Here is a 26,740-nt window from a genome sequence, read left to right as displayed (position 1 = left end):
AACCCCGCACGACAGCACATGACCAGCCCCGTACCGCGCACGGCGAAGGGCCCCGCACCTCTCTCGCGAGAAGTGCGGGGCCCTTCTGGTGCTCTGTGCGGAGCAACCAGGTCAGACGGTCAAGTGACTACTTGACGATCTTGGTGACCTGGCCGGCGCCCACGGTCCGGCCACCCTCACGGATGGCGAACTTCAGGCCCTCTTCCATGGCGACCGGCTGGATCAGCGCGACGTCCATGAGGGTGTTGTCACCCGGCATGACCATCTCGGTGCCCTCGGGAAGGGTCACAACGCCCGTCACGTCCGTGGTACGGAAGTAGAACTGCGGGCGGTAGTTGTTGAAGAAGGGGGTGTGACGGCCACCCTCGTCCTTCGACAGGATGTAGGCCTGGGCCTGGAACTCGGTGTGCGGCGTGACCGAACCCGGCTTGATGATGACCTGGCCGCGCTCGACGTCCTCGCGCTTGATGCCACGAAGCAGCAGACCGACGTTCTCACCGGCCTGGCCCTCGTCGAGCAGCTTGCGGAACATCTCGATGCCGGTGACCGTGGTGGTGGTCTTCTCCTGCTTGATGCCCACGATGTCAACGGTCTCGTTGACCTTGAGGACACCACGCTCGATACGGCCGGTGACGACCGTACCGCGACCGGTGATCGTGAAAACGTCCTCGATCGGCATGAGGAACGGCTTCTCGACGTCACGCTCGGGCTGCGGGATGGACTCGTCGACGGCCTTCATCAGGTCGAGAACGGTCTGGCCCCACTCAGCGTCGCCCTCGAGGGCCTTGAGCGCCGAGACCTTGACGACCGGAAGGTCGTCGCCCGGGAACTCGTACTCGGAGAGGAGCTCACGGACCTCGAGCTCGACGAGCTCCAGGATCTCCTCGTCGTCCACCATGTCGGCCTTGTTCAGCGCGACAACGATGTACGGCACGCCTACCTGGCGGGCCAGGAGCACGTGCTCCTTGGTCTGCGGCATCGGGCCGTCGGTGGCCGCGACCACGAGGATGGCGCCGTCCATCTGCGCCGCACCCGTGATCATGTTCTTGATGTAGTCGGCGTGACCCGGGCAGTCGACGTGCGCGTAGTGACGCGACTCCGTCTGGTACTCGACGTGCGCGATCGAGATCGTGATACCGCGCTGGCGCTCTTCAGGAGCCTTGTCGATCTGGTCGAAGGCCGAGGCCTCGTTCAGGTCCGGGTACGCGTCGTGCAGCACCTTGGTAATGGCGGCCGTGAGGGTCGTCTTACCGTGGTCGATGTGACCGATGGTGCCGATGTTGACGTGCGGCTTAGTCCGCTCGAACTTTGCCTTCGCCACTGGGGTCCTCCTGAGTGGTTCTGTACGCCTTGCTTCATCGGCGCCAGGTGATCTTTGCTGGAATGCCGGTGCCGGGGGCATTCGCCGCGCTGCTTGCGCGCTGCGACGAATGCCCTACCGGGCTCCGGTGACAAGCCTAAAGCGTGAGCTCGGAAGAGTTACTCGCCCTTGGCCTTCGCGATGATCTCCTCGGCGACGTTCCGCGGAACCTCGGCGTAGGAGTCGAACTGCATCGAGTAGCTTGCGCGACCCGAGGTCTTGCTGCGGAGGTCTCCGACGTAGCCGAACATCTCCGAGAGAGGCACGAGGCCCTTCACGACGCGAGCGCCGCTGCGCTCCTCCATGGCCTGGATCTGGCCACGGCGGGAGTTGAGGTCGCCGATGACATCGCCCATGTAGTCCTCGGGCGTGGTGACCTCGACGGCCATCATCGGCTCGAGGAGCACGGGGGACGCCTTGCGGGCACCCTCCTTGAACGCCTGCGAACCGGCGATCTTGAAGGCGAGCTCCGAGGAGTCGACCTCGTGGTAACCACCGTCGAGAAGGGTGACGCGGACGCCGACCATCTCGTAACCGGCCAGGATGCCGAACTGCATGGCTTCCTGAGCACCCGCGTCCACCGAGGGAATGTACTCACGGGGGATGCGGCCACCGGTGACCTTGTTGACGAACTCGTAGGAGGCGTCGCCACCCTCGATGGGCTCGAGGGCGATCTGCACCTTCGCGAACTGGCCGGTACCACCAGTCTGCTTCTTGTGCGTGTAGTCGATGCGCTCGACGGTCTTGCGGATCGTCTCGCGGTAAGCGACCTGGGGCTTGCCGACGTTCGCCTCGACGCGGAACTCGCGCTTCATGCGGTCGACGAGCACCTCGAGGTGAAGCTCGCCCATACCACCGATGATGGTCTGGCCGGTCTCCTCGTCGGAGTGAACCTGGAAGGAGGGGTCCTCCTCCGAGAGGCGCTGGATGGCGACACCCAGCTTCTCCTGGTCACCCTTGGACTTGGGCTCGATGGCGACCTGAATGACCGGCGCCGGGAAGTCCATGGACTCCAGGATGACCGGGTTCTTGTCGTCGGACAGCGTCTCACCCGTGGTGGTCTGCTTCAGGCCCATGACGGCGACGATGTCACCGGCGCCCACCGACGCGATCTCCTCACGCTTGTTCGCGTGCATACGGTAGATCTTGCCGATGCGCTCCTTCTTGCCCTTGACCGAGTTCAGCACCGCGGTGCCGGCCTCGAGGCGACCGGAGTAGATCCGGACGAAGGTGAGCTTGCCGAGGTGCGGGTCACTCGCGATCTTGAACGCGAGGCCGGAGAACGGCTCGTCGTCCGAAGGCTTGCGCTTGATGACCAGCTCCGGGTCCTTGACGTCGTGGCCCTCGATGGCCTCGACGTCCAGGGGGGAAGGCAGGTAGCGGACGACCGCGTCGAGCAGGGGCTGGACGCCCTTGTTCTTGAACGCGGTGCCACAGAACACGGGGGTCACGGTGACGGAGTCGGCCGAGCCCTTCGACGCGAGGGTGATCCTGCGGATCGCCTCGTGCAGCTGCTCCTCGGAGGGCTCGTTGCCCTCGAGGTACAGCTCCATCATCTCCTCGTCGTTCTCGGCCACGGCCTCAAGGAGCTTGCCGCGCCATTCCTCGGCGGCCTCCTTGTGCGTGTCCGGGATCTCGACCGTGTTGTACATCTCGCCCTTGGCGGCCTCTTCGGGCCACACGAAGGCCTTCATCGACACGAGGTCGACGACGCCCTTGAAGTCGGCTTCGGCGCCGATGGGGAGCTGCATGACGAGCGGAACCGCACCGAGGCGGTCGACGATCATGTCGACACAACGGTGGAACTCGGCACCCGTACGGTCGAGCTTGTTGACGAAGCAGATACGCGGCACGCCGTAGCGGTCCGCCTGACGCCAGACGGTCTCGGACTGGGGCTCGACGCCGGCCACACCGTCGAACACGGTGACGGCACCGTCGAGGACGCGGAGCGAACGCTCCACCTCGACGGTGAAGTCCACGTGGCCCGGGGTGTCGATGATGTTGATGGTGTGGTCAACATCATTGAGCGGCCAGTGACAGGTCGTCGCGGCGGACGTGATCGTGATGCCGCGCTCCTGCTCCTGCTCCATCCAGTCCATCGTGGCAGCGCCGTCGTGGACTTCACCGATCTTGTAAGAAACGCCGGTGTAGAAGAGGATCCGCTCAGTGGTGGTCGTCTTGCCCGCGTCGATGTGGGCCATGATCCCGATGTTGCGGACCTTGGCCAGGTCAAGCGAAGTGGTGGCCATAAGGCTCAATCTTCTCTCGGTCTCGATGGGGTGAGCGACTACCAGCGGTAGTGCGCGAAGGCCTTGTTGGACTCGGCCATCTTGTGGGTGTCCTCGCGCTTCTTGACGGCAGCGCCAAGACCGTTGGAGGCGTCGAGCAGCTCGTTCATGAGGCGCTCGGTCATGGTCTTCTCGCGACGGGCACGGGAGTAACCGACGACCCAGCGCAGAGCGAGGGTGGCAGCGCGACCGGGCTTGACCTCGATCGGCACCTGGTAGGTGGCGCCACCGACACGGCGGGACTTGACCTCGAGCGAGGGCTTGACGTTCTCAAGCGCGCGCTTCAGCGTGATGACCGGGTCAGCGCCGGTCTTCTCGCGGAGGCCTTCCATGGCGCCGTACACGATCCGCTCGGCGGTGGAACGCTTGCCGTCGAGCAGGATCTTGTTGATCAGCGAGGTGACAAGAGGAGAGCTGTAGACCGGGTCGATGATGACCGGGCGCTTCGGGGCGGGGCCCTTACGAGGCATTCTTACTTCTCCTTCTTGGCGCCGTAGCGGCTGCGGGCCTGCTTGCGGTTCTTGACACCCTGGGTGTCGAGCGAGCCGCGGATGATCTTGTAACGAACACCCGGCAGGTCCTTCACACGGCCACCACGCACGAGCACGATGGAGTGCTCCTGCAGGTTGTGCCCCTCACCCGGGATGTAGGCCGTGACCTCGATGCCGGAGGTCAGACGCACACGCGCGACCTTACGGAGCGCCGAGTTCGGCTTCTTCGGGGTGGTCGTGAACACACGCGTGCAGACACCACGACGCTGGGGCGAACCCTCGAGCGCGGGCGTCTTGTTCTTCTCGACCTTGTCCTGCCGGCCCTTCCGGACCAGCTGCTGGATCGTAGGCACTACTTCTCCGGTTTCTGTGTGCCGTTCGTGAAACTAACCTGGAACACTCGCCGACCCACGCGGTCGGGTGTGTCGAATACTGCAAGCCTCTGCGGTAAGACAGAGGAAAGACAGATTGCGGTGGCCACTTACGGACTCGCCGTGCGGCAGAGGACACGCACCCGAGCCCAGGCACACCCCAGGCACAAGGCTTGAGCGTACCTACCTCACGGAGCTGGGTCAAAACAAATGGAGACCACCCGGACAGGGTGCCCCCCTCCCTCCCCGCCCTGCGGTGCTCGGAGGCCAGCGCCATGGCCGGATATTGCCGCACCTAGGCAGGCCCGTGCGATTCGTCAGTACATTGAACGCCGCGCCGGAAGATCGGGGGACTGCATGCCTGCAGCCGCGTCGCTGCCCAGTGACGGCGGACTCGACGACCGGGTGCCCTTCCTCGCCCGGCTGGAGCGGGACGAACGGGCAAGGCTGCTCACACTGGGAAGAGAGCTTTCCTTCGCCGCCCGAACAGCACTGATGCATCAGTACGAGCCCTCGTCCCACGTGCTGCTGATCCTCCACGGCTGGACGAAGGTGACAGCTTCCGCCGCGAACGGCTACGAAGCGCTGCTGGCGCTTAGAGGCCCCGGTGACATTGTCGGCGAGTCCGCCGCCCTGACCGGCCGCCCGCGAGCAGCTACGGTGACCACCCTGGCGCCGGTACGGGCGGTCCTCATCGAGCACGGACGGTTCCGGGAATTCGTCACCTGCTCCCCCGGTGTCTCCCTCACCCTCCTCGGGCTGACCTCTGACCGGACCCGCGCGGCTGACCAGCGCAGGCTGGAGTTCGCCGCCATGAGCGTGCGCGAGCGCTTCGCGGTCCTCCTCCTGGATCTCATCCGCACACACGGGCGCCGAACCGAGGAAGGCATCGAGATCGAGGTACCGCTCAGCAAGCAGGAGCTGGCCGGCGCGGTCGGGTCCTCCAGGGAAATGGTGCAAAGGCTACTCAAGGACTTCAGAGAGCGCGGCATCGTAACCACCGGCCGCAAGGCACTCGTGATCATCCGGCCCAACGCTTTGCGGCTCATCGCGCGCTCTTCCGACCCGGCATTCGGCGAACGGCCCTCTCCCCCCAGCGCGCCTCCCGTGGAAAGCACACCGGCCACTTGATGTCTGTGCACGTGTTCACAGTGCGGCTGCGTCGTCTGCCCTCACTCCCGTATCCCGGCGCGTAGCACGCTTTTGCCTCCACCCGGCCGTCGGCGAGAGGCAGTCATGTCCGACCCTGTGAACAGCACGATTCTGCTCATCGACATCGAGAGGTACAGCGACCGCGACGACGTCGAGCAGGCATACCTGCGCCGCATGCTCTTCGACCTCACCGACCGCACGCTGCTGGCTGCAGGCATTGAGGAGACCTCGCGGCGGCGCGCCGACCGCGGCGACAGCGTGATGGAGCTGATCGATGCCAACGCGTCGCTGACGGCGCTGCTGCGAACCCTGCTCACTTTCGTCCCCGCCCAGCTGCGGGGGATGAACCGCATGGCAGCGGCTTCGGCTCAGATGCGGCTCAGGGCCGTGGTCGCTTCCGGGTATGTGACTGTGGAGGGCGGCGGAGGATGGGTGGGTTCCGACCTCAACCACGCCTGCAGACTGCTGGACGCCACGGTGCTCCGCCAAGCGCTGCGTGAGCGCAAGACCGACTTCGCTCTGTGCGTGGCAGAGCCTGTCTACCGAGGTGTGGTGCGGCACGACCACACCGGTGTCCCGGCGGACGAGTTCCACGCTGTGACGCTGGACAGCAAGAACGGGCCGCTCCCGGCATGGATCCATGGCCCGGTCCCTCGAAGCACCGCGCAGCCCGGGAGCACCGGAGCGGGCGCGCCCGCTCCGGTGTCCACCGATCACGCCACCCGGTCGGTATCCGAGGCCCTCACTCCCGCTCCTCGTACCACCTTCGACCTCGGCGGGGCCACGGTGAACGGTGGTGTGGTCGGGGGCGACAACCACGGCATCGGCGGCGGCACATTTCACGGCGACATCCACCTCGGCGGATGACGCCGGGGATGAGCGACGACAGGGCGAACGGTCAACGGGCCGAAGCCGCAGATTCGAAGGACGGCCACCCTCGGGACGCTGAGGCTCCACCCCTTCGGGAACAGCCGGAGCCCGAGCACCCGGCGGACCGGCCGCAGGACGCGTGGGCGGCACGCCGGGATCTGAGGGACCACATCCCACGGGCGATGAACTTCGGGGCCGGGGCGCGTGTCGCCGGTGGCGTGCTGGGCGGCGACAACCACGGCATCGGCGGAGGCACATTCCACGGCGCAGTCCACCTGGAGGCGACGACCCACGTCCATTATCGGTTCGGAGGCCGCTCGGCCTCCCACTCCTCCGGAGCCATACCTCCAGCCGCGCTCGACCAGCTCGCCGAGTGTTTCGCCGACCCCGGCCCTGCGTTCGCCGAGCTCGTTCAGCTCCTGGGCGAGGAGCACGTACTGGTCATTGGCGGGCCCCCGTCATCGGGCCGGCGCACGGCCGCCCTCATGCTTCTGCACCGGCTCGGGGCTACGCCGGTGCGCGCCGTGGCCCGCGACACTCCGCTCGACGCTCTGGTGCCCGACGCGGACGAGGAGGGCAGCAGCGAGACTCGGGGCCATGTGCTGTGCGACCTGGCAACCGGAACGGGTCCTCTGACAGAGGCGAACCTGTTGGCCGTGCGCGACCGGCTAGCTCAACGGAACCAGTTCCTGGTGATCACAGTCGATCCCCGAACGGCCCTTGAGGACGTCGTACCTCATCGCTGGCGGCCCCCACCCCCGGCAGACATCCTCCGAGCGCATCTGCGGACCCTGGTGAGCACCGACACCGCGGCAGGCTTGTTGTCACTCCCCGCTGTCGAAGCGTTCCTCGCGCGCGACCACCAGCCCCGCGAGACCGCGTCGTTCGCATCGGTTCTTGCCAGGTACTCGACACAGGACGTCGACGAACGGCAGGTGGAGGACTACTCCCTGCAGGCTCTGAAGGAACAGATCCGGGAGTGGTTCGAGGAGGACGACCTGAACCTGCATCTGAGGGAGAAGGCATTCCTCATCGCTCTTGCGGCCTTCGACGAGGGACCGTACGCACTGACGGCCGAAGTGAGCGACGGCCTGTACATCCACCTCCAGCAGACGGTCAACACCAAGGTGCAGGCCGCGGTCCCTGTCTTCGGCACACACATCGGCAAACGTCTACAACGGGCACGCGCGCGCCAGTACGAGGCTGAGGAACCCACCGAATGGGGGCCCGTACGGCAGGTGAAGGCTCGGTACCAGGATGATCGGACGGCGCTCATCATCCTGCAAGAGGTCTGGACCAGCCATCCATCGGCGCGCCCCGCGCTGGTTCGATGGCTACGAGATCTGGCGAAGGACGGCAGGCCCCTGGTACGCACCCGTGCCGCCTCCGTTGCTGCCGTACTGGCCCACAGCGATCTGCCGTCCGCCATGGCCTTGGTCATCGAGCCCTGGGCGGCATCGAAGGAGTTCCGCCCTCGGTCCGTCGCAGTGAACACCCTGGCTCTGGCCCACAATGTGGGAACACCGAACGTGCCGCGCATCCTCGACGCATGGTGTGACGGCCGCACGCCGCACCTGCGCTGGGTGGCCATCCGTACGCACGGGCTGATCGGGCCCGAGCGCCCCACGGAAACCATGGCAGCGTTGCGGGCTGCGGCCCGCCACGGGGATCTGGACGAGACCGAGGTCACCCAGGACGAGAGCGGAGCGAAGGACGGAGCCCGGCTGGCCGAAGCACTGGCCGAGGCAGTCGAACTGCTGCTGTTGTCCACAGCCGGTGAAGCGGTGCTCGCCGAATCTCTCAGGGCCCTTGAACAGGACCGACCCGCCTTCTTCCTCGCCGTCAGTGGGTTCCTCGGCGCATGCAGACACACGCCTGAGGACGACCCTCTGGGCCGGCCACTCGTACTCGACTGGTATGCCCGTACCGACGCATCGGAAAGCCGGGCGGCCCGGCACATCGCCACGCTCTGGCGTGCGGCACTGAGCGACCGAGTACACCGTGACCGCGCCCTCCGCCTCCTACGCCAGTGGGTGCTATCGGCCGACCGTGACCCCTGGACCGAACACGCTCTGGCCGGGCTGCTGCCCGCCCTGGCGGTGGACGCCTCGGAGCGCCGGCGCGTCGAGCACCTTCTGCGCACGATGCCCGGGGAGGACGGCGTCCCGCCCTCCGTGGCTTCCCGCCTACTGGCTGCGGTGCCCTCCGCCTCACCACCGACCAACCATCGCTGAAGGAGTTCCGAGTCATGGGCCACTTTCGCCGCGCGCCCGAATGGGACCAGCACGCCGACCGGCACACCGTGCTGCACGATCCCGTACTGACGGTCCGCCAGTTACCTCGCTCAGGCTTCGTTCCCCACCGGCACACGCGCATCGACCACGCCCTGGTCTTCTCTGCCCGCACCGGCGAGTACACCGCGTGGCTGCCTCCGCTGCGACCAAGCCGGACCGAGATCATCCGCAATCGCTACACCGCGGTGTACGAAGTGGACATGGGCGTTCACCCAGTCCACGCACGCCTGGCGTTGCCCAGCAGCAACGACGCCCTGGAATTCGAAGCCGCTGTGGAGCTCGCCTGGCAGGTCGGCGACCCCGCCGTCTTCGTCCGCACCGGGCACCGCGACGTCCCACGCCTGCTGCTGAATGAACTCGAGCAAGCCGCCCGCCCGGCGACAAGGCACTTCTCTGTCGCCAAGAGCGCGGACGCCGAGGAGAAGCTGCTGAGAGCCGCGAGGGCGTGGGGTGCCCTAGGCCACGCGGCAGGCCTCCTGGTCACCTGGACGCTGCGGCTTCATCGGGATGCAGAGAACGTCGGCCACCAACGACGGATGCAGGCGATCGAGCACGCCGCCGCCGAGCGAATTCTCGACGAACGGTGGGCCTTGGAACACGACGTGGAAGTCGACCGACGCACACGGCAACAGGACGCGCTCCACGCCGAGCGTGTCCTCGCCCAGGGGCTGCACCAGCAGAAGGAACTCCTCCAGCAGCAGCAATGGCGCGCGGAACTCCGGCAGGCGGAGCTGGAGAAGATCGACTTCTATCAGAGCCAGTTGGAGCAAGGTGGCGTCCGGGCCTGGGCCCTGCACCTGTCCGAGCACCCCGAGGACTCCCGGCTCGTGATGAACAGCCTCCGTGACGACCAGGTGAACATGATCCGCGCCAAGGTGGACATGGTCACCAGACTTCTCAGCGATGACGGCGCAGAGGGATACGAACTGGCTGGGCCGAAGGACCTGGCGCTACGCGCTCTGAGCGACATCCTGAACCAACAGCTGCCCGGCACGGAGCACGGTCCGGCCGTCCCCCGCCTGCCGGTGACGGAATGGCCGCCCGGCGAGACGGTAGGGACCGTCCTCACGGCCTCGGGGGAGCAGGAAGCTCCGTACGAACGGACGGAACCGCCCACTCTCCGGGCTGACTCCGCCGAGGAGTACGCCGCAGGCCTGTGTCCCTCCGTTCCACCCTCCCGGCCCGAAATGCCAGGCACCCGCCCTGGGCTGCGCACCGGGGAAGACCGATGACGCGTCTCCGGCGCGAGCCGGCGCCTCCGCTGCCGCAGGGGGCCGTACCGGGTACGGAGGCCGCCACTCGACTCCTCGCCGATCTGAGGACGGAGATCTCCCGGGCCGACAGCAAAGCCGCTGTCGTGGTGGCCGCGCTGGGCATGAGCGCAGGTGTCATCAGTGCTGTCCTCGTCAGCCAGGACTGGACACCGGACAGGCTCGCGCGACCCGGCGCGTACCTGTGGTGGGGCGGCGCCACGCTGCTCACAGCGGCCTTGTTGTCCCTGTCGCTCGTCGTGCTGCCCCGCTACCGGGTCCGCGCCTGGAGCCCGGGCGCACCACTCACCTACTTCGGTGACATCCAGCAAGCAGTGCGGCTGGGCAGGCTGCCGGAGGCCCTCGCCGAGACGGAGCAACTACCGATGACCGCGCTGTTGGCTGCCCTGACAGAGACCAGCCGGATCGCCACTCGCAAACACCAATGGATCCGGGCCGGACTCATCGCCTTCTGGCTGGGGGCCTTGATGTTCCCGGTTGCCCTGGCCATCGGCTGACACGCCTACAGCATCGAGGACGGATATGTCTCAGCACGCACCGGACCGGTCCGCACACAAGGACCGTTGCGTACCCGCCCCCACATGTCGGGGGGAGTCCCTCACCGACGACGACCTGGATTACCAGCACACACCCGGCAGGCGCCTGCATCTTGCCGCCCGCCAGCGGCGGGTCGACGCCACCGCCCTCGGCCGGCTGGCCTTGCACCTCCCAGGTTTCCTGCTGAGCCTCGCCGTGGTACTGGCCGCAGCGCTTGTCCTGGACAGCACCTGGGGCGTCCCCCCGTGGACAACTCCGACGGTGTGGCTGGCCTCGGGGGCGCTCGTCTTCCACGGTCCCTCGGAGGACATGATCGCGCGCCATTTCCTGAAACTGAGATATCCGCTTCCCCACGAGCGGGCCCGGCTGGAACCCGTATGGCACGAGGTCGCGGGCCGGGCCGGGATCGACGGCCACCGCTATCGGATCCGGGTCGAGGACAGCGAGGACCTCAACGCGTTCACGGTCGCCGGACACATCATCGGCGTTACGGACTTCGCGCTGGAGCGGCTCACCACGGCCCAGCTCGCGGCCGTACTCGCTCATGAGCTGGGACACCACACCGGCGGGCACACCTGGGCCGCGACCCTCACCCACTGGTACGCCCTTCCCGGCCGCGCGGTCTGCCGCGCTGCGCGAGCGCTGCTGTTGCGGGTGTTCTGCGGCAGGCACCGTGCCTCGTCCCGGCTGGCTCTGCTCGTCACGGTCTCCGCCGCGATCGCTCTGACCGGGTGGGCGGCTGTACTCCTCTGCCTCCTCCTGTGCCTCCTCGGCATTCCCTACGCCATGGCCGCTCTCAGCCGCCGTGCCGAGCTGCGAGCCGACCGGCACGCGGCCTCCCTCGGCTTCGCGCCCATGCTGCAGGAGGCTCTGGAGCTCATGGAGGACTCCAGCGCACCAGACCGAACGCCCGGCCAGACCGCCCTCGGCCGTACCTACGGCCAGGTCCCGCCCCTCGCACGCCTGCTGACTTCCCACCCGGACCACGCCACCCGTCTGCACCATCTGCGGCCCTACCTTCCGCCCCGCTGAGGACCGGCACACGCCAAAGGGCGGCCCTCCCGTGGCATACACGGGAAGACCGCCCTTCAGTCGAATCAAGCGACTCGCTTACTGGTTGTACGGACCGTAGTCGTAGTCCTCCAGCGGAACGGCCTGGCCGGAGCCCGTGCCGAACGGCGAGTAGTCGATGTCGTCGTAGCCGACGGCCGAGTACATCGCGGCCTTGGCTTCCTCGGTCGGCTCGACCCGGATGTTGCGGTAGCGGGACAGACCCGTACCGGCCGGGATGAGCTTACCGATGATGACGTTCTCCTTGAGGCCGATCAGGGAGTCCGACTTGGCGTTGATCGCCGCGTCGGTCAGGACCCTGGTCGTCTCCTGGAAGGACGCCGCCGACAGCCACGACTCGGTGGCGAGCGAGGCCTTGGTGATACCCATCAGCTGCGGACGGCCGGAGGCGGGGTGACCGCCCTCGGTGACCACACGACGGTTCTCGGTCTCGAACTTCGAGCGCTCGACGAGCTCGCCCGGCAGCAGCTCCGCGTCGCCGGACTCGATGATCGTCACACGGCGCAGCATCTGCCGGATGATGATCTCGATGTGCTTGTCGTGGATCGACACACCCTGCGAGTTGTAGACCTTCTGGACCTCGCCGACCAGGTGGACCTGGACCGCGCGCTGACCGAGGATCCGCAGCACGTCGTGCGGGTTGGTGGCACCGACGGTGAGCTTCTGGCCCACCTCGACCGCGTCGCCCTCGCCGACCAGGAGACGGGCACGCTTGGAGATCGGGAACGCCGTCTCCTCGCTGCCGTCGTCCGGGGTGACGACGAGCTTCTTGGTCTTCTCGGTCTCCTCGATGCGGACCCGGCCCTTGGCCTCCGAGATCGGGGCGACACCCTTGGGGGTACGCGCCTCGAAGAGCTCGACGACACGCGGCAGACCCTGCGTGATGTCGTCACCGGCCACACCACCGGTGTGGAAGGTACGCATCGTCAGCTGGGTACCGGGCTCACCGATGGACTGGGCGGCGATGATGCCGACCGCCTCACCGATGTCGACCAGCTTGCCGGTGGCGAGCGAGCGTCCGTAGCAGAAGGCACAGGTGCCGACCGCGGACTCACAGGTCAGGACCGAGCGGGTCTTGACCTCCTCGACGCCGGCGCCCACGAGGGCGTCGATCAGGACGTCACCGAGGTCGACGTTGGCAGGCGCGATGACCTTGCCGTCGACGACTACGTCCTCGGCGAGCATGCGGGCGTAGACCGAGGTCTCGACGTCGTCCGTCTTGCGCAGGACACCGTCGGCGCCCTTGACGGCGATCTTCAGCTTGAGGCCGCGGTCGGTGCCACAGTCCTCCTCGCGGATGATCACGTCCTGCGAGACGTCCACCAGACGACGGGTCAGGTAACCCGAGTCGGCGGTACGCAGGGCGGTGTCCGCCAGACCCTTACGGGCACCGTGCGTGGAGATGAAGTACTCCAGAACGGTGAGGCCCTCGCGGAAGGACGCCTTGATGGGACGAGGGATCGTCTCGTTCTTGGCGTTCGACACCAGACCACGCATACCCGCGATCTGACGCATCTGCATCATGTTTCCTCGGGCACCCGAGTCGACCATCATGAAGATGGGGTTCGTCTTCGGGAAGTTCGCGTTCATCGCCTCGGCAACCTCGTTGGTCGCCTTGGTCCAGATCGCGATGAGCTCCTGCGTGCGCTCGTCCTTGGTGATGAGACCGCGCTCGTACTGCTTCTGGACCTTCTCGTCCTGCTCCTCGTAGCCCTTGACGATGGCCTTCTTGGCCTCGGGCACGACGACGTCGGAGATGGCCACGGTCACACCGGAGCGGGTCGCCCAGTGGAAACCGGCCGCCTTCAGGTTGTCGAGCGTCGCCGCCACGATGACCTTGGGGTAGCGCTCGGCCAGGTCGTTGACGATCTCGGAGAGCTGCTTCTTGCCCACCGAGTAGTCGACGAACGGGTAGTCCTCGGGCAGCAGCTCGTTGAAGAGCGCGCGGCCCAGGCTCGTACGCAGACGGAAGGTGTCACCCGGCTGGTACTCGGGCTCGCCCTCCTCGGCGACCGGCGGCACCCAGCCACGCGGGGGCATGGTGCCCACCGGGAAGCGGATGTCGACCTTCGCCTGGAGTGACAGCTCACGGGCGTCGAAGGCCATGGTGGCCTCGGCCGTGGAGCCGAACGCGCGGCCCGTGCCCTTGACGTTGCGGCCCTCTTCGTCCGTGGTGAGGAAGAAGAGGCCCAGCACCATGTCCTGGGTCGGCATGGTGACGGGACGACCGTCGGCCGGCTTCAGGATGTTGTTCGAGGACAGCATCAGGATGCGGGCCTCGGCCTGCGCCTCCGCGGAGAGCGGCAGGTGCACGGCCATCTGGTCACCGTCGAAGTCCGCGTTGAACGCGGTGCAGACGAGCGGGTGGATCTGGATGGCCTTGCCCTCGACCAGCTGCGGCTCGAAGGCCTGGATGCCGAGGCGGTGCAGGGTGGGCGCACGGTTCAGCAGCACCGGGTGCTCGGCGATGACCTCTTCGAGGACGTCGTACACGACGGTGCGGCCACGCTCGACCATGCGCTTGGCCGACTTGATGTTCTGCGCGTGGTTCAGGTCCACCAGGCGCTTCATCACGAACGGCTTGAAGAGCTCCAGCGCCATCGCCTTCGGCAGACCGCACTGGTGCAGCTTGAGCTGCGGACCGACGACGATCACGGAACGCGCGGAGTAGTCCACGCGCTTGCCGAGGAGGTTCTGACGGAAACGACCCTGCTTGCCCTTCAGCATGTCGCTGAGGGACTTCAGGGGACGGTTACCGGGACCGGTGACCGGGCGACCACGACGACCGTTGTCGAAGAGGGCGTCCACGGCCTCCTGGAGCATGCGCTTCTCGTTGTTCACGATGATCTCGGGCGCGCCGAGGTCGAGAAGCCGCTTCAGGCGGTTGTTGCGGTTGATCACACGGCGGTACAGGTCGTTCAGGTCGGAGGTCGCGAAGCGGCCACCGTCCAGCTGCACCATCGGACGCAGGTCCGGCGGGATGACCGGCACGCAGTCGAGCACCATGCCCTTGGGCTTGTTGCTGGTCTGCAGGAACGCGGAGACGACCTTGAGGCGCTTGAGCGCACGGGTCTTCTTCTGGCCCTTGCCGGTACGGATGATCTCGCGGAGGCGCTCGGCCTCCTCGTCGAGGTCGAAGGACTCCAGGCGCTTCTGAAGCGCCGCGGCGCCCATGCAGCCGTCGAAGTACGTGCCGAAGCGGTCACGCAGCTCGCGGTAGAGCAGCTCGTCGCCCTCGAGGTCCTGGACCTTGAGGTTCTTGAAGCGGCTCCACACCTCGTCGAGACGGTCGATCTCGCGCTGCGCACGGTCGCGCAGCTGCTTCATCTCACGCTCGGCACCTTCGCGCACCTTGCGGCGTACGTCGGCCTTGGCGCCCTCGGCCTCGAGCTCGGCCAGGTCGGTCTCGAGCTTCTTGGCACGGTTCTCGAGGTCCGAGTCGCGGCGGTTCTCGATCTGCTGGCGCTCGACGGAGACGTGCGCCTCCAGCGACGGGAGGTCGCGGGTGCGGCGCTCCTCGTCGACGAACGTGATCATGTACGCGGCGAAGTAGATGACCTTCTCGAGGTCCTTCGGCGCGAGGTCCAGCAGGTAGCCCAGGCGCGACGGGACGCCCTTGAAGTACCAGATGTGGGTGACGGGAGCGGCAAGCTCGATGTGGCCCATGCGCTCACGGCGCACCTTGGCGCGCGTGACCTCGACGCCACAGCGCTCACAGATGATGCCCTTGAAGCGGACACGCTTGTACTTGCCGCAGTAGCACTCCCAGTCCCGGGTCGGACCGAAGATCTTCTCGCAGAAGAGTCCGTCCTTCTCGGGCTTGAGCGTGCGGTAGTTGATGGTCTCCGGCTTCTTCACTTCGCCGTGGGACCAGGTCCGGATGTCGTCCGCGGTGGCAAGGCCGATCCGCAGCTCGTCGAAGAAGTTGACGTCGAGCACTTGTCGTCAATCCCTCTTTCGGGGGTTCGAGCCCCCTCGCTTCACGCGAGAAATCGGGGCACTTCAGCAATGGTCTGAACGGGTCCGGGGAGGGCCGGCCGGATCACGAGGATCCGGCCGGGCAACCCGTCAGACCTCTTCGACGCTGCTCGGCTCGCGCCGGGACAGGTCGATACCGAGCTCCTCCGCCGCGCGGAAGACGTCCTCGTCCGTGTCGCGCATCTCGATGGACATGCCGTCCGAGGACAGCACCTCCACGTTGAGGCAGAGCGACTGCATTTCCTTGATGAGCACCTTGAAGGACTCGGGAATGCCCGGCTCGGGGATGTTCTCGCCCTTGACGATCGCCTCGTAGACCTTCACGCGGCCGGTGACGTCGTCGGACTTGATCGTCAGCAGTTCCTGGAGGGCGTATGCGGCGCCGTAAGCCTCAAGGGCCCACACCTCCATCTCGCCGAATCGCTGCCCACCGAACTGCGCCTTACCACCCAGCGGCTGCTGCGTGATCATGGAGTACGGGCCGGTCGAACGGGCGTGAAGCTTGTCGTCGACCAGGTGGTGCAGCTTGAGGATGTACATGAACCCGACCGAGACCGGGTCCGGGAACGGCTCGCCGGAGCGGCCGTCGAACAGCTGGGCCTTGCCGGAGGGCTGGACCAGCCGGTCGCCGTCGCGGTTCGGGATCGTGGCTCCGAAGAGACCGGAGATCTCGTCCTCGCGCGCACCGTCGAAGACGGGCGTGGCGACGTTGGTGCCGGGCGCGACCTGGTCGGCGCCGATGGCCTGCAGGCGCTGGGCCCACTCGTCACCGAGGCCGGAGACGTCCCAGCCGCGGCTGGCGAGCCAGCCGAGGTGGATCTCCAGGACCTGTCCCGGGTTCATTCGGGACGGGACACCCAGCGGGTTGAGGATGATGTCGACCGGGGTGCCGTCCTCCAGGAACGGCATGTCCTCGATCGGGAGGATCTTGGAGATGACGCCCTTGTTGCCGTGACGGCCGGCGAGCTTGTCACCATCGGTGATCTTGCGCTTCTGCGCGACGTAGACGCGGACCAGCTGGTTCACGCCCGGCGGCAGCTCGTCGCCCTCTTCGCGGTCGAAGACGCGGACGCCGATGACCTTGCCGATCTCGCCGTGCGGGACCTTCAGCGAGGTGTCACGCACCTCGCGCGCCTTCTCACCGAAGATCGCGCGGAGCAGGCGCTCCTCCGGGGTCAGCTCGGTCTCACCCTTGGGCGTGACCTTGCCGACGAGGATGTCACCGGCGACGACCTCGGCACCGATACGGATGATGCCGCGCTCGTCGAGGTCGGCGAGGACCTCTTCGGAGACGTTCGGGATGTCCCGGGTGATCTCCTCGGGGCCCAGCTTGGTGTCACGGGCGTCGACCTCGTGCTCCTCGATGTGGATCGAGGAGAGGACGTCGTCCTGCACGAGGCGCTGCGACAGGATGATCGCGTCCTCGTAGTTGTGACCCTCCCACGGCATGAACGCCACGAGCAGGTTCTTGCCGAGCGCCATCTCACCGTTCTCGGTGGCCGGCCCGTCGGCGAGGACCTGGCCCTCGATGACCCGGTCGCCCTCGGAGACGACGACCTTCTGGTTGACCGAGGTGCCCTGGTTCGAGCGCGAGAACTTGGCGATGCGGTACGTGGTGTACGTGCCGTCGTCGTTGGTGACGGTGACGTAGTCCGCGGATACCTCCTGGACGACACCGTCCTTCTCGGCCTTCAGGACGTCACCGGCGTCGGTGGCGCAGCGGTACTCCATGCCGGTGCCGACGAGCGGCGCCTCCGACTTGATGAGCGGCACCGCCTGGCGCATCATGTTCGCGCCCATGAGGGCACGGTTGGCGTCGTCGTGCTCCAGGAACGGGATCATCGCGGTGGCGACGGACACCATCTGGCGCGGCGAGACGTCCATGTAGTCGACGTCGTCACCGGGGATGTAGTCGACCTCTCCGCCACGACGGCGGACCAGGACGCGCGGCTCGGTGAAGCGCATGTCCTCGGAGAGCGTCGCGTTCGCCTGGGCGATCACGAAGCGGTCTTCCTCGTCGGCGGTGATGTAGTCGACCTCGTCGGTGACCTGGCCGTCGACGACCTTGCGGTACGGCGTCTCGATGAAGCCGAACGCGTTGACGCGGCCGTACGAGGCGAGCGAACCGATCAGACCGATGTTCGGGCCTTCAGGGGTCTCGATCGGGCACATGCGTCCGTAGTGGGACGGGTGCACGTCACGGACCTCGAAGCCGGCGCGCTCACGGGAAAGACCACCCGGGCCCAGCGCCGACAGACGGCGCTTGTGGGTCAGACCCGACAGCGGGTTGTTCTGGTCCATGAACTGCGACAGCTGGCTGGTGCCGAAGAACTCCTTGATGGAGGCGACGACCGGCCGGATGTTGATCAGGGTCTGCGGCGTGATCGCCTCGACGTCCTGGGTCGTCATGCGCTCACGCACGACACGCTCCATACGGGCGAGACCCGTACGGACCTGGTTCTGGATGAGCTCGCCGACGTTACGCAGACGACGGTTGCCGAAGTGGTCGATGTCGTCGGTCTCGACGACGATCGTCCGGCCGGACTCACCGACGGTCTCGAGCTCACCGGCGTGGAGCTTCACCAGGTACTTGATGGTCGCGATGATGTCGTCGCTGGTGAGCACACCGGCGTCGAGCGGCTCGTCGGCGCCGAGCTTCTTGTTCACCTTGTAGCGGCCGACCTTCGCGAGGTCGTAGCGCTTCGGGTTGAAGTAGAGGTTCTCGAGCAGCGTCTGAGCGGCCTCACGCGTGGGCGGCTCGCCCGGGCGCAGCTTGCGGTAGATGTCGAGCAGCGCGTCGTCCTGGCCCTGGGTGTGGTCCTTCTCCAGGGTGGCGCGCATGGACTCGTACTCGCCGAACTCCTCGAGGATCTGCTCGGTGGTCCAGCCGAGAGCCTTCAGGAGGACGGTGACGGACTGCTTGCGCTTGCGGTCGATGCGGACACCGACCATGTCGCGCTTGTCGATCTCCATCTCCAGCCAGGCACCCCGGGACGGGATGATCTTGGCGGAGAAGATGTCCTTGTCGGACGTCTTGTCGATGGAGGAGTCGAAGTAGACACCCGGCGAGCGGACGAGCTGCGACACGACGACACGCTCGGTGCCGTTGATGACGAAGGTGCCCTTGTTGGTCATGAGCGGGAAGTCGCCCATGAAGACCGTCTGGGACTTGATCTCGCCGGTCTCGTTGTTGGTGAACTCGGCCGTGACGAAGAGGGGCGCGGCGAAGGTGAAGTCGCGCTCCTTGCACTCGTCGATCGAGTTCTTCGGGGGCTCGAAGCGGTGGTCGCGGAACGTGAGCGACATCGACCCGGAGAAGTCCTCGATCGGTGAGATCTCCTCGAAGATCTCCTCCAGGCCGGACTTGGTGGGGACGTCTTGTCCGCTGTCCAGAGCAGCCTCGACGCGAGCCTTCCAGGCGGCATTGCCGAGGAGCCAGTCAAAGCTCTCGGTCTGCAGCGCGAGGAGGTTCGGAACCTCGAGGGGCTCCTTGATCTTTGCAAAAGAGATGCGCAGCGGGGCGGTGCTGGCACCGTTGTTCGTATTCGAGGTCGAGGCGTTGCGCGAGGCGGCCAAGAGGGGGTCCTTCCGAGGGCTCGGACTCACTACGCGCGTACCGGCCCCATGCCGCACACAGAGACAGGAAACCCAAGGTCAGGGAATATCCGGTCATCGGTGCTGGGCGTGGGCATGCCCCTGGTGACGGGCAGGAGGCAGCTAACAGGCAGCGCAAAGGGTCAGTGTAGCCAAACGCCACACTGATGTCCAGTCGGGGTTCTCAGAGACCCACGTTGCTCTCAACAGCTGTTCTCAACACCTATGAATAGCCCTCGCGCGGTGTGCGCTCTTCTTTACTGCCCTCTTCGCTCTCGATCCATGCCTCGGATGCGGATCGAGATGATGACGCGTCCTGAGAATTGCGCGCCTCGTGCGGTTCGTCAAGGCCCCGAGGCTCCGGCGGACGCCCGGCGATCTTCACCTGCGCCCGGAGGACGCCTGTTGACTGCCCTCTGCGCGCCCCGGAGAAACGCACGGCGAAGATCACCCTACTCGCCGCGGACGGAAGTTCAAGGCAGCCCTGGGAGGCACGCCAAAGGGCGACCACCCGGATGGGTGATCGCCCTTTGCGATGTGACATCCCGGCCTTGCGGCAGGGACTCGCCTTACGAGTCAGAGGACTCGCAGGGTCACTTGACCTCGACGGAGGCGCCGGCGCCCTTGAGGGACTCGGCAGCCTTCTCGGCGGCCTCCTTGGCGACCTTCTCGAGGACGGGCTTCGGGGCGCCGTCCACGAGGTCCTTGGCCTCCTTGAGACCCAGGGAGGTCAGCTCACGCACGACCTTGATGACCTGGATCTTCTTGTCACCGGCGGCGGTGAGGATGACGTCGAACTCGTCCTGCTCCTCGGCCTGGGCACCGGCGTCGCCGCCACCCTGGGCCGGACCCGCAACGGCGACCGCGGCGGCGGCGGTGACGTCGAACTTCTCCTCGAAGGCCTTCACGAACTCGGAGAGCTCGATGAGGGTGAGCTCCTCGAACTGGGCGAGCAGGTCTTCCTGGCTGAGCTTCGCCATGATGGCGTCCTTCCACTAATTCGGCAGGTGCCGGATGTATATGTCGGCGGGCGTACGGGCCCGCTGCGAGCCGTGGGGCGGAGTGTTACTCCGCCACCTCGGCGTCGGCGGGAGCCGGCGTACCGGCACCGCCCTGCTCGGCCCTCTTGGCGCGAAGCGCTTCCGCGGTGCGGACGAACTTCGACGGCAGAGCCTGGAAGAGCTGCGCAGCCTGAGTCTGCTTGCCCTTCATGGCGCCGGCCAGCTTGGCGAGCAGAACCTCGCGGGACTCGAGGTCCGCGAGCTTCTTGATCTCATCGGCGGACAGCGCCTTACCGTCAAGGACACCGCCCTTGATGATGAGGTTGGGGTTCTCCTTGGCGAAGTCACGAAGACCCTTCGCCGACTCCACCGGGTCACCGGTGACGAAGGCAACCGCCGTCGGACCCGAGAACAGGTCGTCCAGCGTGTCGATCCCGGCCTCGTTGGCCGCAATCTTGGTCAGCGTGTTCTTCACCACGGCGTACTGGGCGTTCTCACCGAGCGAACGGCGCAGCTGCTTGAGCTGGGCCACGGTGAGACCCCGGTACTCGGTCAGCACGGCGGCGTTCGAGCTGCGGAACTGGTCCGTCAGCTCGGCTACCGCGGCAGCCTTGTCGGGCCTTGCCATGAGCGTCGGCCTCCTTCCGGGTGATGAGGACCGCTCAGAAGGGGCCGGTAAAGACGAAACGCCCCGGCGCAGGCGCCAGGGCGTAGCTCGACCGGATGAAATCCGGGAGCTTTCCACAGTCACCTGCGCAGGTCGCCCGTTCTCGACGGATCCTTCGGTCACCGCTTCCTCTTACGAGGGCACGGCAACGACCAGCGGTCTTTGGCTTCTTCAGGAGAGTACGCGACCGGGGCCGTTCGGAGCAAATCCGTCCCGGTTCGACCGGTGCGAGAGGTTTAGGAGCCGCTCACAGGGGCTGGAGGGGTGGAACGTACGAGGACGGGCCCCGCTGCCTCCTGGAGGCTGCGGGGCCCGTCCCATGCCGTGACGTCGGCTACCGGATGAGCACGGGGGCTCAGACGGAGGCCGGGTCCTCCTCGACGAGGAGGTTGCGCACGCGGTTGGCGTCCAGCGGGATGCCGGGGCCCATCGTCGTGCTCATGGTCGCCTTCTTGATGAAGCGACCCTTCGCGGCGGACGGCTTCAGACGGAGGATCTCCTCCAGCGCCGCGCCGTAGTTCTCGACCAGCTTGGTGTCATCGAAAGAGGTCTTTCCGATGATGAAGTGCAGGTTCGAGTGCTTGTCGACGCGGAACTCGATCTTTCCGCCCTTGATGTCGTTGACAGCCTTGACGACATCGGGGGTGACGGTGCCGGTCTTCGGGTTCGGCATCAGACCACGCGGACCGAGCACGCGGCCCAGGCGGCCGACCTTGCCCATGAGGTCCGGCGTGGCGACGACGGCGTCGAAGTCCAGACGGCCCTTCGCCACCTCGTCGATGAGCTCGTCGGCGCCGACGATGTCGGCGCCCGCGGCTTCCGCGGCCGCAGCACGGTCACCGGTCGCGAAGACCAGGACCCGGGCGGTCTTGCCGGTGCCGTGCGGGAGGTTCACGGTGCCACGGACCATCTGGTCGGCCTTGCGAGGGTCGACACCCAGGCAGAAGGCGACCTCGACGGTGCCGTCGAACTTCGTGGTGGCGGTGTCCTTGGCGAGACGGACGGCCTCGAGGGGGGCGTACGTACGCTCCCGGTCGATCTTGGCGTCCGCAGCGCGGAGGTTCTTGCTGCGCTTCACATCTACTCCTGTGGATTTCAGAGTGTGGAGTCGTGGTGCGGACCAGCGCTTGGTCCTACCACTGAGGGGCTACGGGGCTGACTCAGCCTTCGACCGTGATGCCCATGGAACGGGCGGTGCCAGCGATGATCTTCGACGCGGCGTCGAGGTCGTTGGCGTTCAGGTCGGGCAGCTTGGTCGTGGCGATCTCGCGGACCTGGGCGGCCGTCAGCTTGGCGACCTTGGTCTTGTGCGGCTCGCCGGAGCCCTTGTCCACACCCGCGGCCTTGAGGATCAGCTTGGCGGCCGGCGGAGTCTTCGTGACGAAGGTGAAGGAGCGGTCCTCGTAGACCGTGATCTCCACCGGCACGACCATGCCACGCTGCGACTCGGTCGCGGCGTTGTAGGCCTTGCAGAACTCCATGATGTTGACGCCGTGCTGGCCCAGTGCGGGACCGACCGGCGGCGCCGGGTTGGCCGCACCGGCGTTGATCTGGAGCTTGATAAGCCCCGTGACCTTCTTCTTCTTGGGAGGCATTGCTCTCTCCGGGTCCTAGTGAGAGTGTTTCGCCGCCATTCCGGTCATCCGGATGGAGGCATACCGCACAACGATAACGGGTATAGCTGCGCGACCAAAAACCGAGCAGGTCAGACCGGCTGCGAAGCCGGTCTGACCTGCTCGGTAGGCATGTGTCCAGAAGTGGCGGTGAGCCCGTCAGTTCTTCTGGATCTGGTCGAAGCTGAGCTCGACCGGGGTCTCGCGACCGAAGATCTCGACGAGGCCCTTGACCTTCTTCGAGTCGGCGTTGATCTCGTTGATCGTCGCCTGCAGCGTCGCGAACGGGCCGTCGGTGACGGTGACCGAGTCGCCCACCTCGAAGTCCAGCACCTGGACCTCGACCTTGCGGGCGGGAGCCGGCTTGCCCTCGGCCTCGGCGGCCTCGCGGGCCGCCTTCTCCTCGGCCTCGGGGGCGAGCATCTTGACGATCTCGTCCAGGGTCAGCGGGTACGGGTCGTAGGCGTTGCCCACGAAGCCGGTGACACCGGGCGTGTTGCGGACAACACCCCAGGACTCGTTCGTCAGGTCCATGCGCACCAGGACGTAACCCGGGAGCTTGTTCTGACGGACGTTCTTCCGCTCGCCGTTCTTGATCTGGACGATCTCTTCCTCGGGCACCTCGGCCTGGTAGATGAAGTCCTCGACGTTGAGCGAGACGGCGCGCTGCTCCAGGTTGGCCTTCACGCGCTTCTCGTAACCGGCGTACGTGTGGATGACGTACCACTCGCCGGGAAGGCCGCGCAGCTCGTCGCGCAGGGCGGCGACGGCGTCGACGGGGGCGGCCGGCTCGGCCTCCTCGTCGCTCTCCTCGTCGTCGTCCTCGGACGCGTCCTCGTCGGAGACCTCGTCGGCCTCGTCGCTGTCGGAGACCTCATCGGTCTCGTCGGACTCGACGTTCACGGCGTCCTGCTCGGCGGGCTCGCCCGCGGCGGCGTCAGCAGCTTCGACCTGGTCCGGGTCCACGGCATCCGACGCCTCGACGATGTCGAGCTCGTCCTCGGCGGACTCGACGGCGCTCGCCGTGGGCTCGGCGTCGTCGTTCAGGTTCGGGTCAGACACGATGGCTGCTTCTTCCTGGATACATATGGGTGGAACATGCGAAAGGGGCGCCGATGAGGCGCCCTCCGCGGGGATCAGCCGAAGACGTACTTGATGACCCGCGCAAATCCGAAGTCAATCACGGTGACGAGACCGATCATGACGACCACGAACACGATCACCACGGCCGTGTATGTCGACAGCTGGCTGCGCGTAGGCCATACGACCTTGCGGAGCTCGGCGACGATCTGGCGGTAGAACAGCGCGAGACGACCCAGAGGGCCCTTCTTTCCGCGCTTGCCGCCCTTCCGGGTCTTCTTCTTCGACTCGGGGGCTTCGTCCTCGGCATCAGGCATGTCGATGGAGCCCACGGCGTCCGTCACGCTACTCACCTGATTCCGGGTCGTGGCCGTGCCGCGCCCGGTGGAGCCGCACGGCGGTGCATTGAAGTACGTACATGCGCACACATCCTGGCGAAGGAGTGTGTAGCAGGGCCGGAGGGACTTGAACCCCCAACCGCTGGTTTTGGAGACCAGTGCTCTACCAATTGAGCTACGACCCTTTGTGGTTTCCACCAACCTACCGCATCTTCTCCGGTGGGCCGGATGAAAAAACGGTGCGGCTGATGAAGGCCAACGACAGGTGAGTGTACGTGTTCAGGGGCGCCGCGTCGAACAGACAACAACCGACCGGTCCTGTCCGCATGCTGTCCGAGTGCTGTCCGGTCCCTGAAACCCCTGTGCCGACGGCATTTCCGGTCTGCGAGCATGGGGGCCATGAGCGCTGCAACTTCTCCGTCCGAGCGCCGGGTCTCGGCCCGCATCGGTGCGATCTCCGAGTCCGCCACCCTCGCCGTCGACGCCAAGGCCAAGGCCCTGAAGGCCGCCGGACGTCCGGTGATCGGCTTCGGCGCCGGTGAGCCCGACTTCCCGACCCCCGGTTACATCGTGGAGGCCGCCGTCGAGGCGTGCCGCAACCCGAAGTACCACCGCTACACCCCGGCGGGCGGGCTCCCCGAGCTCAAGTCCGCCATCGTGGCGAAGACGCTGCGCGACTCGGGTTACGAGATCGACGCCTCCCAGGTCCTGGTGACCAACGGCGGCAAGCAGGCCATCTACGAGGCCTTCGCGGCGATCCTCGACCCGGGTGACGAGGTCATCGTCCCGGCCCCCTACTGGACGACGTACCCCGAGTCGATCCGTCTCGCCGGCGGCGTCCCGGTCGAGGTCGTGGCCGACGAGACGAGCGGCTACCGGGTCTCCGTCGAGCAGCTCGAGGCAGCGCGGACCGAGCGCACCAAGGTCGTCCTGTTCGTGTCGCCGTCCAACCCGACCGGCGCCGTCTACACCGAGGCCGAGACCGAGGCGATCGGCCGCTGGGCCGTCGAGCACGGCCTCTGGGTGATGACCGACGAGATCTACGAGCACCTGGTCTACGGTGACGCGGCCGCGGTCTCGCTCCCGGCCGTGGTGCCCGAGCTGCGTGACAAGTGCATCGTCGTCAACGGCGTCGCCAAGACCTACGCCATGACCGGCTGGCGCGTGGGCTGGATCATCGGCCCGAAGGACGTCGTGAAGGCCGCGACCAACCTCCAGTCGCACGCCACCTCCAACGTCAGCAACGTCGCGCAGGCCGCCGCGCTGGCCGCCGTCTCCGGTTCGCTGGACGCGGTCTCCGAGATGCGGACCGCCTTCGACCGGCGCCGCAAGACGATCGTGCACATGCTCAACGAGATCAACGGCGTGCTCTGCCCCGAGCCGGAGGGGGCGTTCTACGTGTACCCGTCGGTGAAGGGGCTGCTCGGCAAGGAGATCCGCGGCAGGCGCCCGGCCGACTCCGTCGAACTGGCCGCGCTCATCCTGGACGAGGCCGAGGTCGCCGTCGTGCCCGGCGAGGCCTTCGGTACGCCCGGCTACCTGCGACTTTCGTACGCCCTGGGCGACGACGACCTCGTCGAGGGCGTCTCCCGGATCCAGAAGCTGCTGGGCGAGGCCCGCGACTGATCCGTGCGGTGAACCGAGGTGGCTCCCGGCTCCGGCCGGGGGCCACTTTTTTGTTCGAGTGGTAACTCACAAGGGGATCCGGGTACCGCGGCGCCCCCCGGATGCGGCAAGATCCTTCAATGGAGCGTGACGTACGGCTGTTGCCCAAGGCCCATCTGCACCTGCACTTCACCGGGTCGATGCGGCCCACGACCCTGCTCGAACTGGCGGACAAGTACGGCGTCCGCCTGCCCGAGGCACTGACCGGCGGTGAACCGCCGAAGCTGCGGGCGACCGACGAGCGCGGCTGGTTCCGCTTCCAGCGTCTCTACGACATCGCCCGCTCCTGCCTCCGCACCCCCGAGGACATCCAGCGCCTGGTGCGCGAGACGGCCATGGAGGACGTCGCGGACGGCTCCGGGTGGCTGGAGATCCAGGTCGACCCGACCTCGTACGCCCCGCTGCTCGGCGGTCTCATCCCGGCCATCGAGATCATCCTGGACGCCGTGCACAGCGCGGCCCGTGAGACCGGGCTGGGGATACGGGTGGTGATCGCGGCGAACCGGATGAAGCACCCGCTGGACGCCCGCACACTGGCCCGGCTCGCCGTGCGCTACGCCGACCAGGGCGTCATCGGTTTCGGGCTCTCCAACGACGAGCGCCGAGGGATGGCCCGCGACTTCGACCGCGCCTTCGCCATCGCCCGTGAGGGCGGTCTGATCGCGGCGCCGCACGGCGGGGAGCTGTCGGGCCCCTCCAGCGTCCGGGACTGCCTGGACGACCTCGACGCCGCCCGTATCGGGCACGGCGTACGGGCGGCGGAGGATCCGCGGCTGCTGCGCAGGCTCGCCGAGCGGGGCGTGACGTGCGAGGTCTGCCCGGCGTCCAACGTGGCGCTCGGCGTCTACGAGAAGCCCGCCGACGTACCCCTGCGCACTCTGTTCGACGCGGGCGTCCCGATGGCGCTGGGTGCGGACGACCCGCTGCTCTTCGGCTCCCGGCTCGCCGCGCAGTACGACTTCGTACGCCGCCATCACGGCTTCACCGACGAGGAACTGGCCGAACTGGCACGGCAGTCCGTGCGGGGGTCGGTGGCGCCGGACGAGGTGCGGGAGAAGCTGCTGGCCGGCGTCGACGCCTGGCTCGCCAGCTGATCCCT

20 protein-coding genes and 1 tRNA gene are annotated in these 26,740 nt (G+C 66.9%); 8 read left to right on the top strand and 13 right to left on the bottom strand.

Annotation, left to right across the window (positions count from 1 at the left end; all coding sequences use genetic code 11):
• Positions 1 to 127: 127 nt before the first annotated feature.
• The 4 genes from tuf to rpsL form a co-directional block, all read right to left on the bottom strand.
• Positions 128 to 1,321: an elongation factor Tu gene (tuf, locus tag ABZY45_RS07970; RefSeq protein ID WP_069171166.1), complete on the bottom strand. Its 1,194-nt coding sequence runs from the start codon at positions 1,319 to 1,321 to the stop codon at positions 128 to 130.
• Positions 1,322 to 1,479: 158 nt separating this feature from the next.
• A complete protein-coding gene (gene fusA / locus ABZY45_RS07965) occupies positions 1,480 to 3,609 on the bottom strand; it encodes an elongation factor G (protein ID WP_356737306.1) in 2,130 nt (709 codons plus the stop codon).
• A 38-nt stretch (positions 3,610 to 3,647) separates the two neighbouring features.
• Positions 3,648 to 4,118 (bottom strand): 30S ribosomal protein S7, encoded by a 471-nt coding sequence (rpsG, locus tag ABZY45_RS07960; RefSeq protein WP_018101248.1) that lies wholly within the window; start codon positions 4,116 to 4,118, stop codon positions 3,648 to 3,650.
• A gap of 2 nt (positions 4,119 to 4,120) precedes the next feature.
• Positions 4,121 to 4,492, bottom strand: coding sequence for a 30S ribosomal protein S12 (gene rpsL / locus ABZY45_RS07955; protein ID WP_003948652.1), 372 nt, complete (start codon positions 4,490 to 4,492; stop codon positions 4,121 to 4,123).
• A gap of 375 nt (positions 4,493 to 4,867) precedes the next feature.
• On the opposite strand from rpsL, the gene ABZY45_RS07950 reads away from it, so the two are divergent.
• The 6 genes from ABZY45_RS07950 (at position 4,868) to ABZY45_RS07925 (ending at position 11,666) form a co-directional block, all read left to right on the top strand.
• Positions 4,868 to 5,641, top strand: coding sequence for a Crp/Fnr family transcriptional regulator (locus ABZY45_RS07950; RefSeq protein ID WP_356737304.1), 774 nt, complete (start codon positions 4,868 to 4,870; stop codon positions 5,639 to 5,641).
• A gap of 105 nt (positions 5,642 to 5,746) precedes the next feature.
• Positions 5,747 to 6,529, top strand: a complete 783-nt coding sequence (locus ABZY45_RS07945) for a hypothetical protein (protein ID WP_356737302.1) — start codon at positions 5,747 to 5,749, stop codon at positions 6,527 to 6,529.
• Positions 6,530 to 6,714: 185 nt separating this feature from the next.
• Positions 6,715 to 8,766, top strand: a complete 2,052-nt coding sequence (locus ABZY45_RS07940) for a hypothetical protein (RefSeq protein WP_356737300.1) — start codon at positions 6,715 to 6,717, stop codon at positions 8,764 to 8,766.
• A 14-nt stretch (positions 8,767 to 8,780) separates the two neighbouring features.
• Entirely contained in the window at positions 8,781 to 10,058 is a 1,278-nt protein-coding gene (locus ABZY45_RS07935; RefSeq protein WP_356737298.1) for a hypothetical protein, read from the top strand.
• Positions 10,055 to 10,594, top strand: a complete 540-nt coding sequence (locus ABZY45_RS07930; RefSeq protein ID WP_356737296.1) for a Pycsar system effector family protein — start codon at positions 10,055 to 10,057, stop codon at positions 10,592 to 10,594. Before ABZY45_RS07935 ends, ABZY45_RS07930 begins: the two co-directional genes overlap by 4 nt.
• A 25-nt stretch (positions 10,595 to 10,619) precedes the next feature.
• Positions 10,620 to 11,666, top strand: coding sequence for a M48 family metalloprotease (locus tag ABZY45_RS07925; RefSeq protein ID WP_356737294.1), 1,047 nt, complete (start codon positions 10,620 to 10,622; stop codon positions 11,664 to 11,666).
• Positions 11,667 to 11,744: 78 nt separating this feature from the next.
• Here the strand turns inward: ABZY45_RS07925 and ABZY45_RS07920 are convergent, their stop codons facing one another.
• The 9 genes from ABZY45_RS07920 to ABZY45_RS07880 all read right to left on the bottom strand — a co-directional run bounded on the left by ABZY45_RS07920 (position 11,745) and on the right by ABZY45_RS07880 (position 24,161).
• On the bottom strand, positions 11,745 to 15,644 hold the full coding sequence (locus tag ABZY45_RS07920) for a DNA-directed RNA polymerase subunit beta' (RefSeq protein ID WP_356737292.1): 3,900 nt from the start codon (positions 15,642 to 15,644) through the stop codon (positions 11,745 to 11,747).
• A 129-nt stretch (positions 15,645 to 15,773) separates the two neighbouring features.
• Entirely contained in the window at positions 15,774 to 19,259 is a 3,486-nt protein-coding gene (rpoB, locus tag ABZY45_RS07915) for a DNA-directed RNA polymerase subunit beta (protein ID WP_145804069.1), read from the bottom strand.
• 611 nt (positions 19,260 to 19,870) lie between these two features.
• Complete coding sequence (rplL, locus tag ABZY45_RS07910) at positions 19,871 to 20,257, bottom strand: 50S ribosomal protein L7/L12 (protein WP_356737290.1); 387 nt, start codon at positions 20,255 to 20,257, stop codon at positions 19,871 to 19,873.
• Between the two features lie 85 nt (positions 20,258 to 20,342).
• On the bottom strand, positions 20,343 to 20,906 hold the full coding sequence (gene rplJ, locus ABZY45_RS07905) for a 50S ribosomal protein L10 (protein WP_356737288.1): 564 nt from the start codon (positions 20,904 to 20,906) through the stop codon (positions 20,343 to 20,345).
• Between the two features lie 394 nt (positions 20,907 to 21,300).
• Complete coding sequence (gene rplA, locus ABZY45_RS07900; RefSeq protein ID WP_356737286.1) at positions 21,301 to 22,023, bottom strand: 50S ribosomal protein L1; 723 nt, start codon at positions 22,021 to 22,023, stop codon at positions 21,301 to 21,303.
• A gap of 82 nt (positions 22,024 to 22,105) precedes the next feature.
• Positions 22,106 to 22,540: a 50S ribosomal protein L11 gene (gene rplK, locus ABZY45_RS07895; RefSeq protein ID WP_003967000.1), complete on the bottom strand. Its 435-nt coding sequence runs from the start codon at positions 22,538 to 22,540 to the stop codon at positions 22,106 to 22,108.
• A 177-nt stretch (positions 22,541 to 22,717) separates the two neighbouring features.
• Positions 22,718 to 23,620: a transcription termination/antitermination protein NusG gene (gene nusG, locus ABZY45_RS07890; protein WP_356737284.1), complete on the bottom strand. Its 903-nt coding sequence runs from the start codon at positions 23,618 to 23,620 to the stop codon at positions 22,718 to 22,720.
• Positions 23,621 to 23,694: 74 nt separating this feature from the next.
• Positions 23,695 to 23,982 carry a preprotein translocase subunit SecE gene (secE, locus tag ABZY45_RS07885; protein WP_031096325.1) on the bottom strand — a complete coding sequence of 96 codons (288 nt, stop codon included), beginning with the start codon at positions 23,980 to 23,982 and terminating at the stop codon, positions 23,695 to 23,697.
• A 106-nt stretch (positions 23,983 to 24,088) separates the two neighbouring features.
• Positions 24,089 to 24,161, bottom strand: a tRNA-Trp gene (locus ABZY45_RS07880).
• Between the two features lie 214 nt (positions 24,162 to 24,375).
• Between ABZY45_RS07880 and ABZY45_RS07875 the strand changes: the two genes are divergently transcribed.
• Positions 24,376 to 25,602, top strand: a complete 1,227-nt coding sequence (locus tag ABZY45_RS07875) for a pyridoxal phosphate-dependent aminotransferase (RefSeq protein WP_356737281.1) — start codon at positions 24,376 to 24,378, stop codon at positions 25,600 to 25,602.
• Positions 25,603 to 25,721: 119 nt separating this feature from the next.
• Entirely contained in the window at positions 25,722 to 26,735 is a 1,014-nt protein-coding gene (locus tag ABZY45_RS07870) for an adenosine deaminase (RefSeq protein WP_356737279.1), read from the top strand.
• The last annotated feature ends 5 nt before the right edge of the window (positions 26,736 to 26,740 follow it).

This window comes from Streptomyces sp. NPDC006516, from assembly GCF_040611875.1.
Classification (GTDB): Bacteria; Actinomycetota; Actinomycetes; order Streptomycetales; family Streptomycetaceae; genus Streptomyces.
Note: the sequence above shows the minus strand (reverse complement) of the source record. Positions and strands in the feature narration are given on the sequence as shown.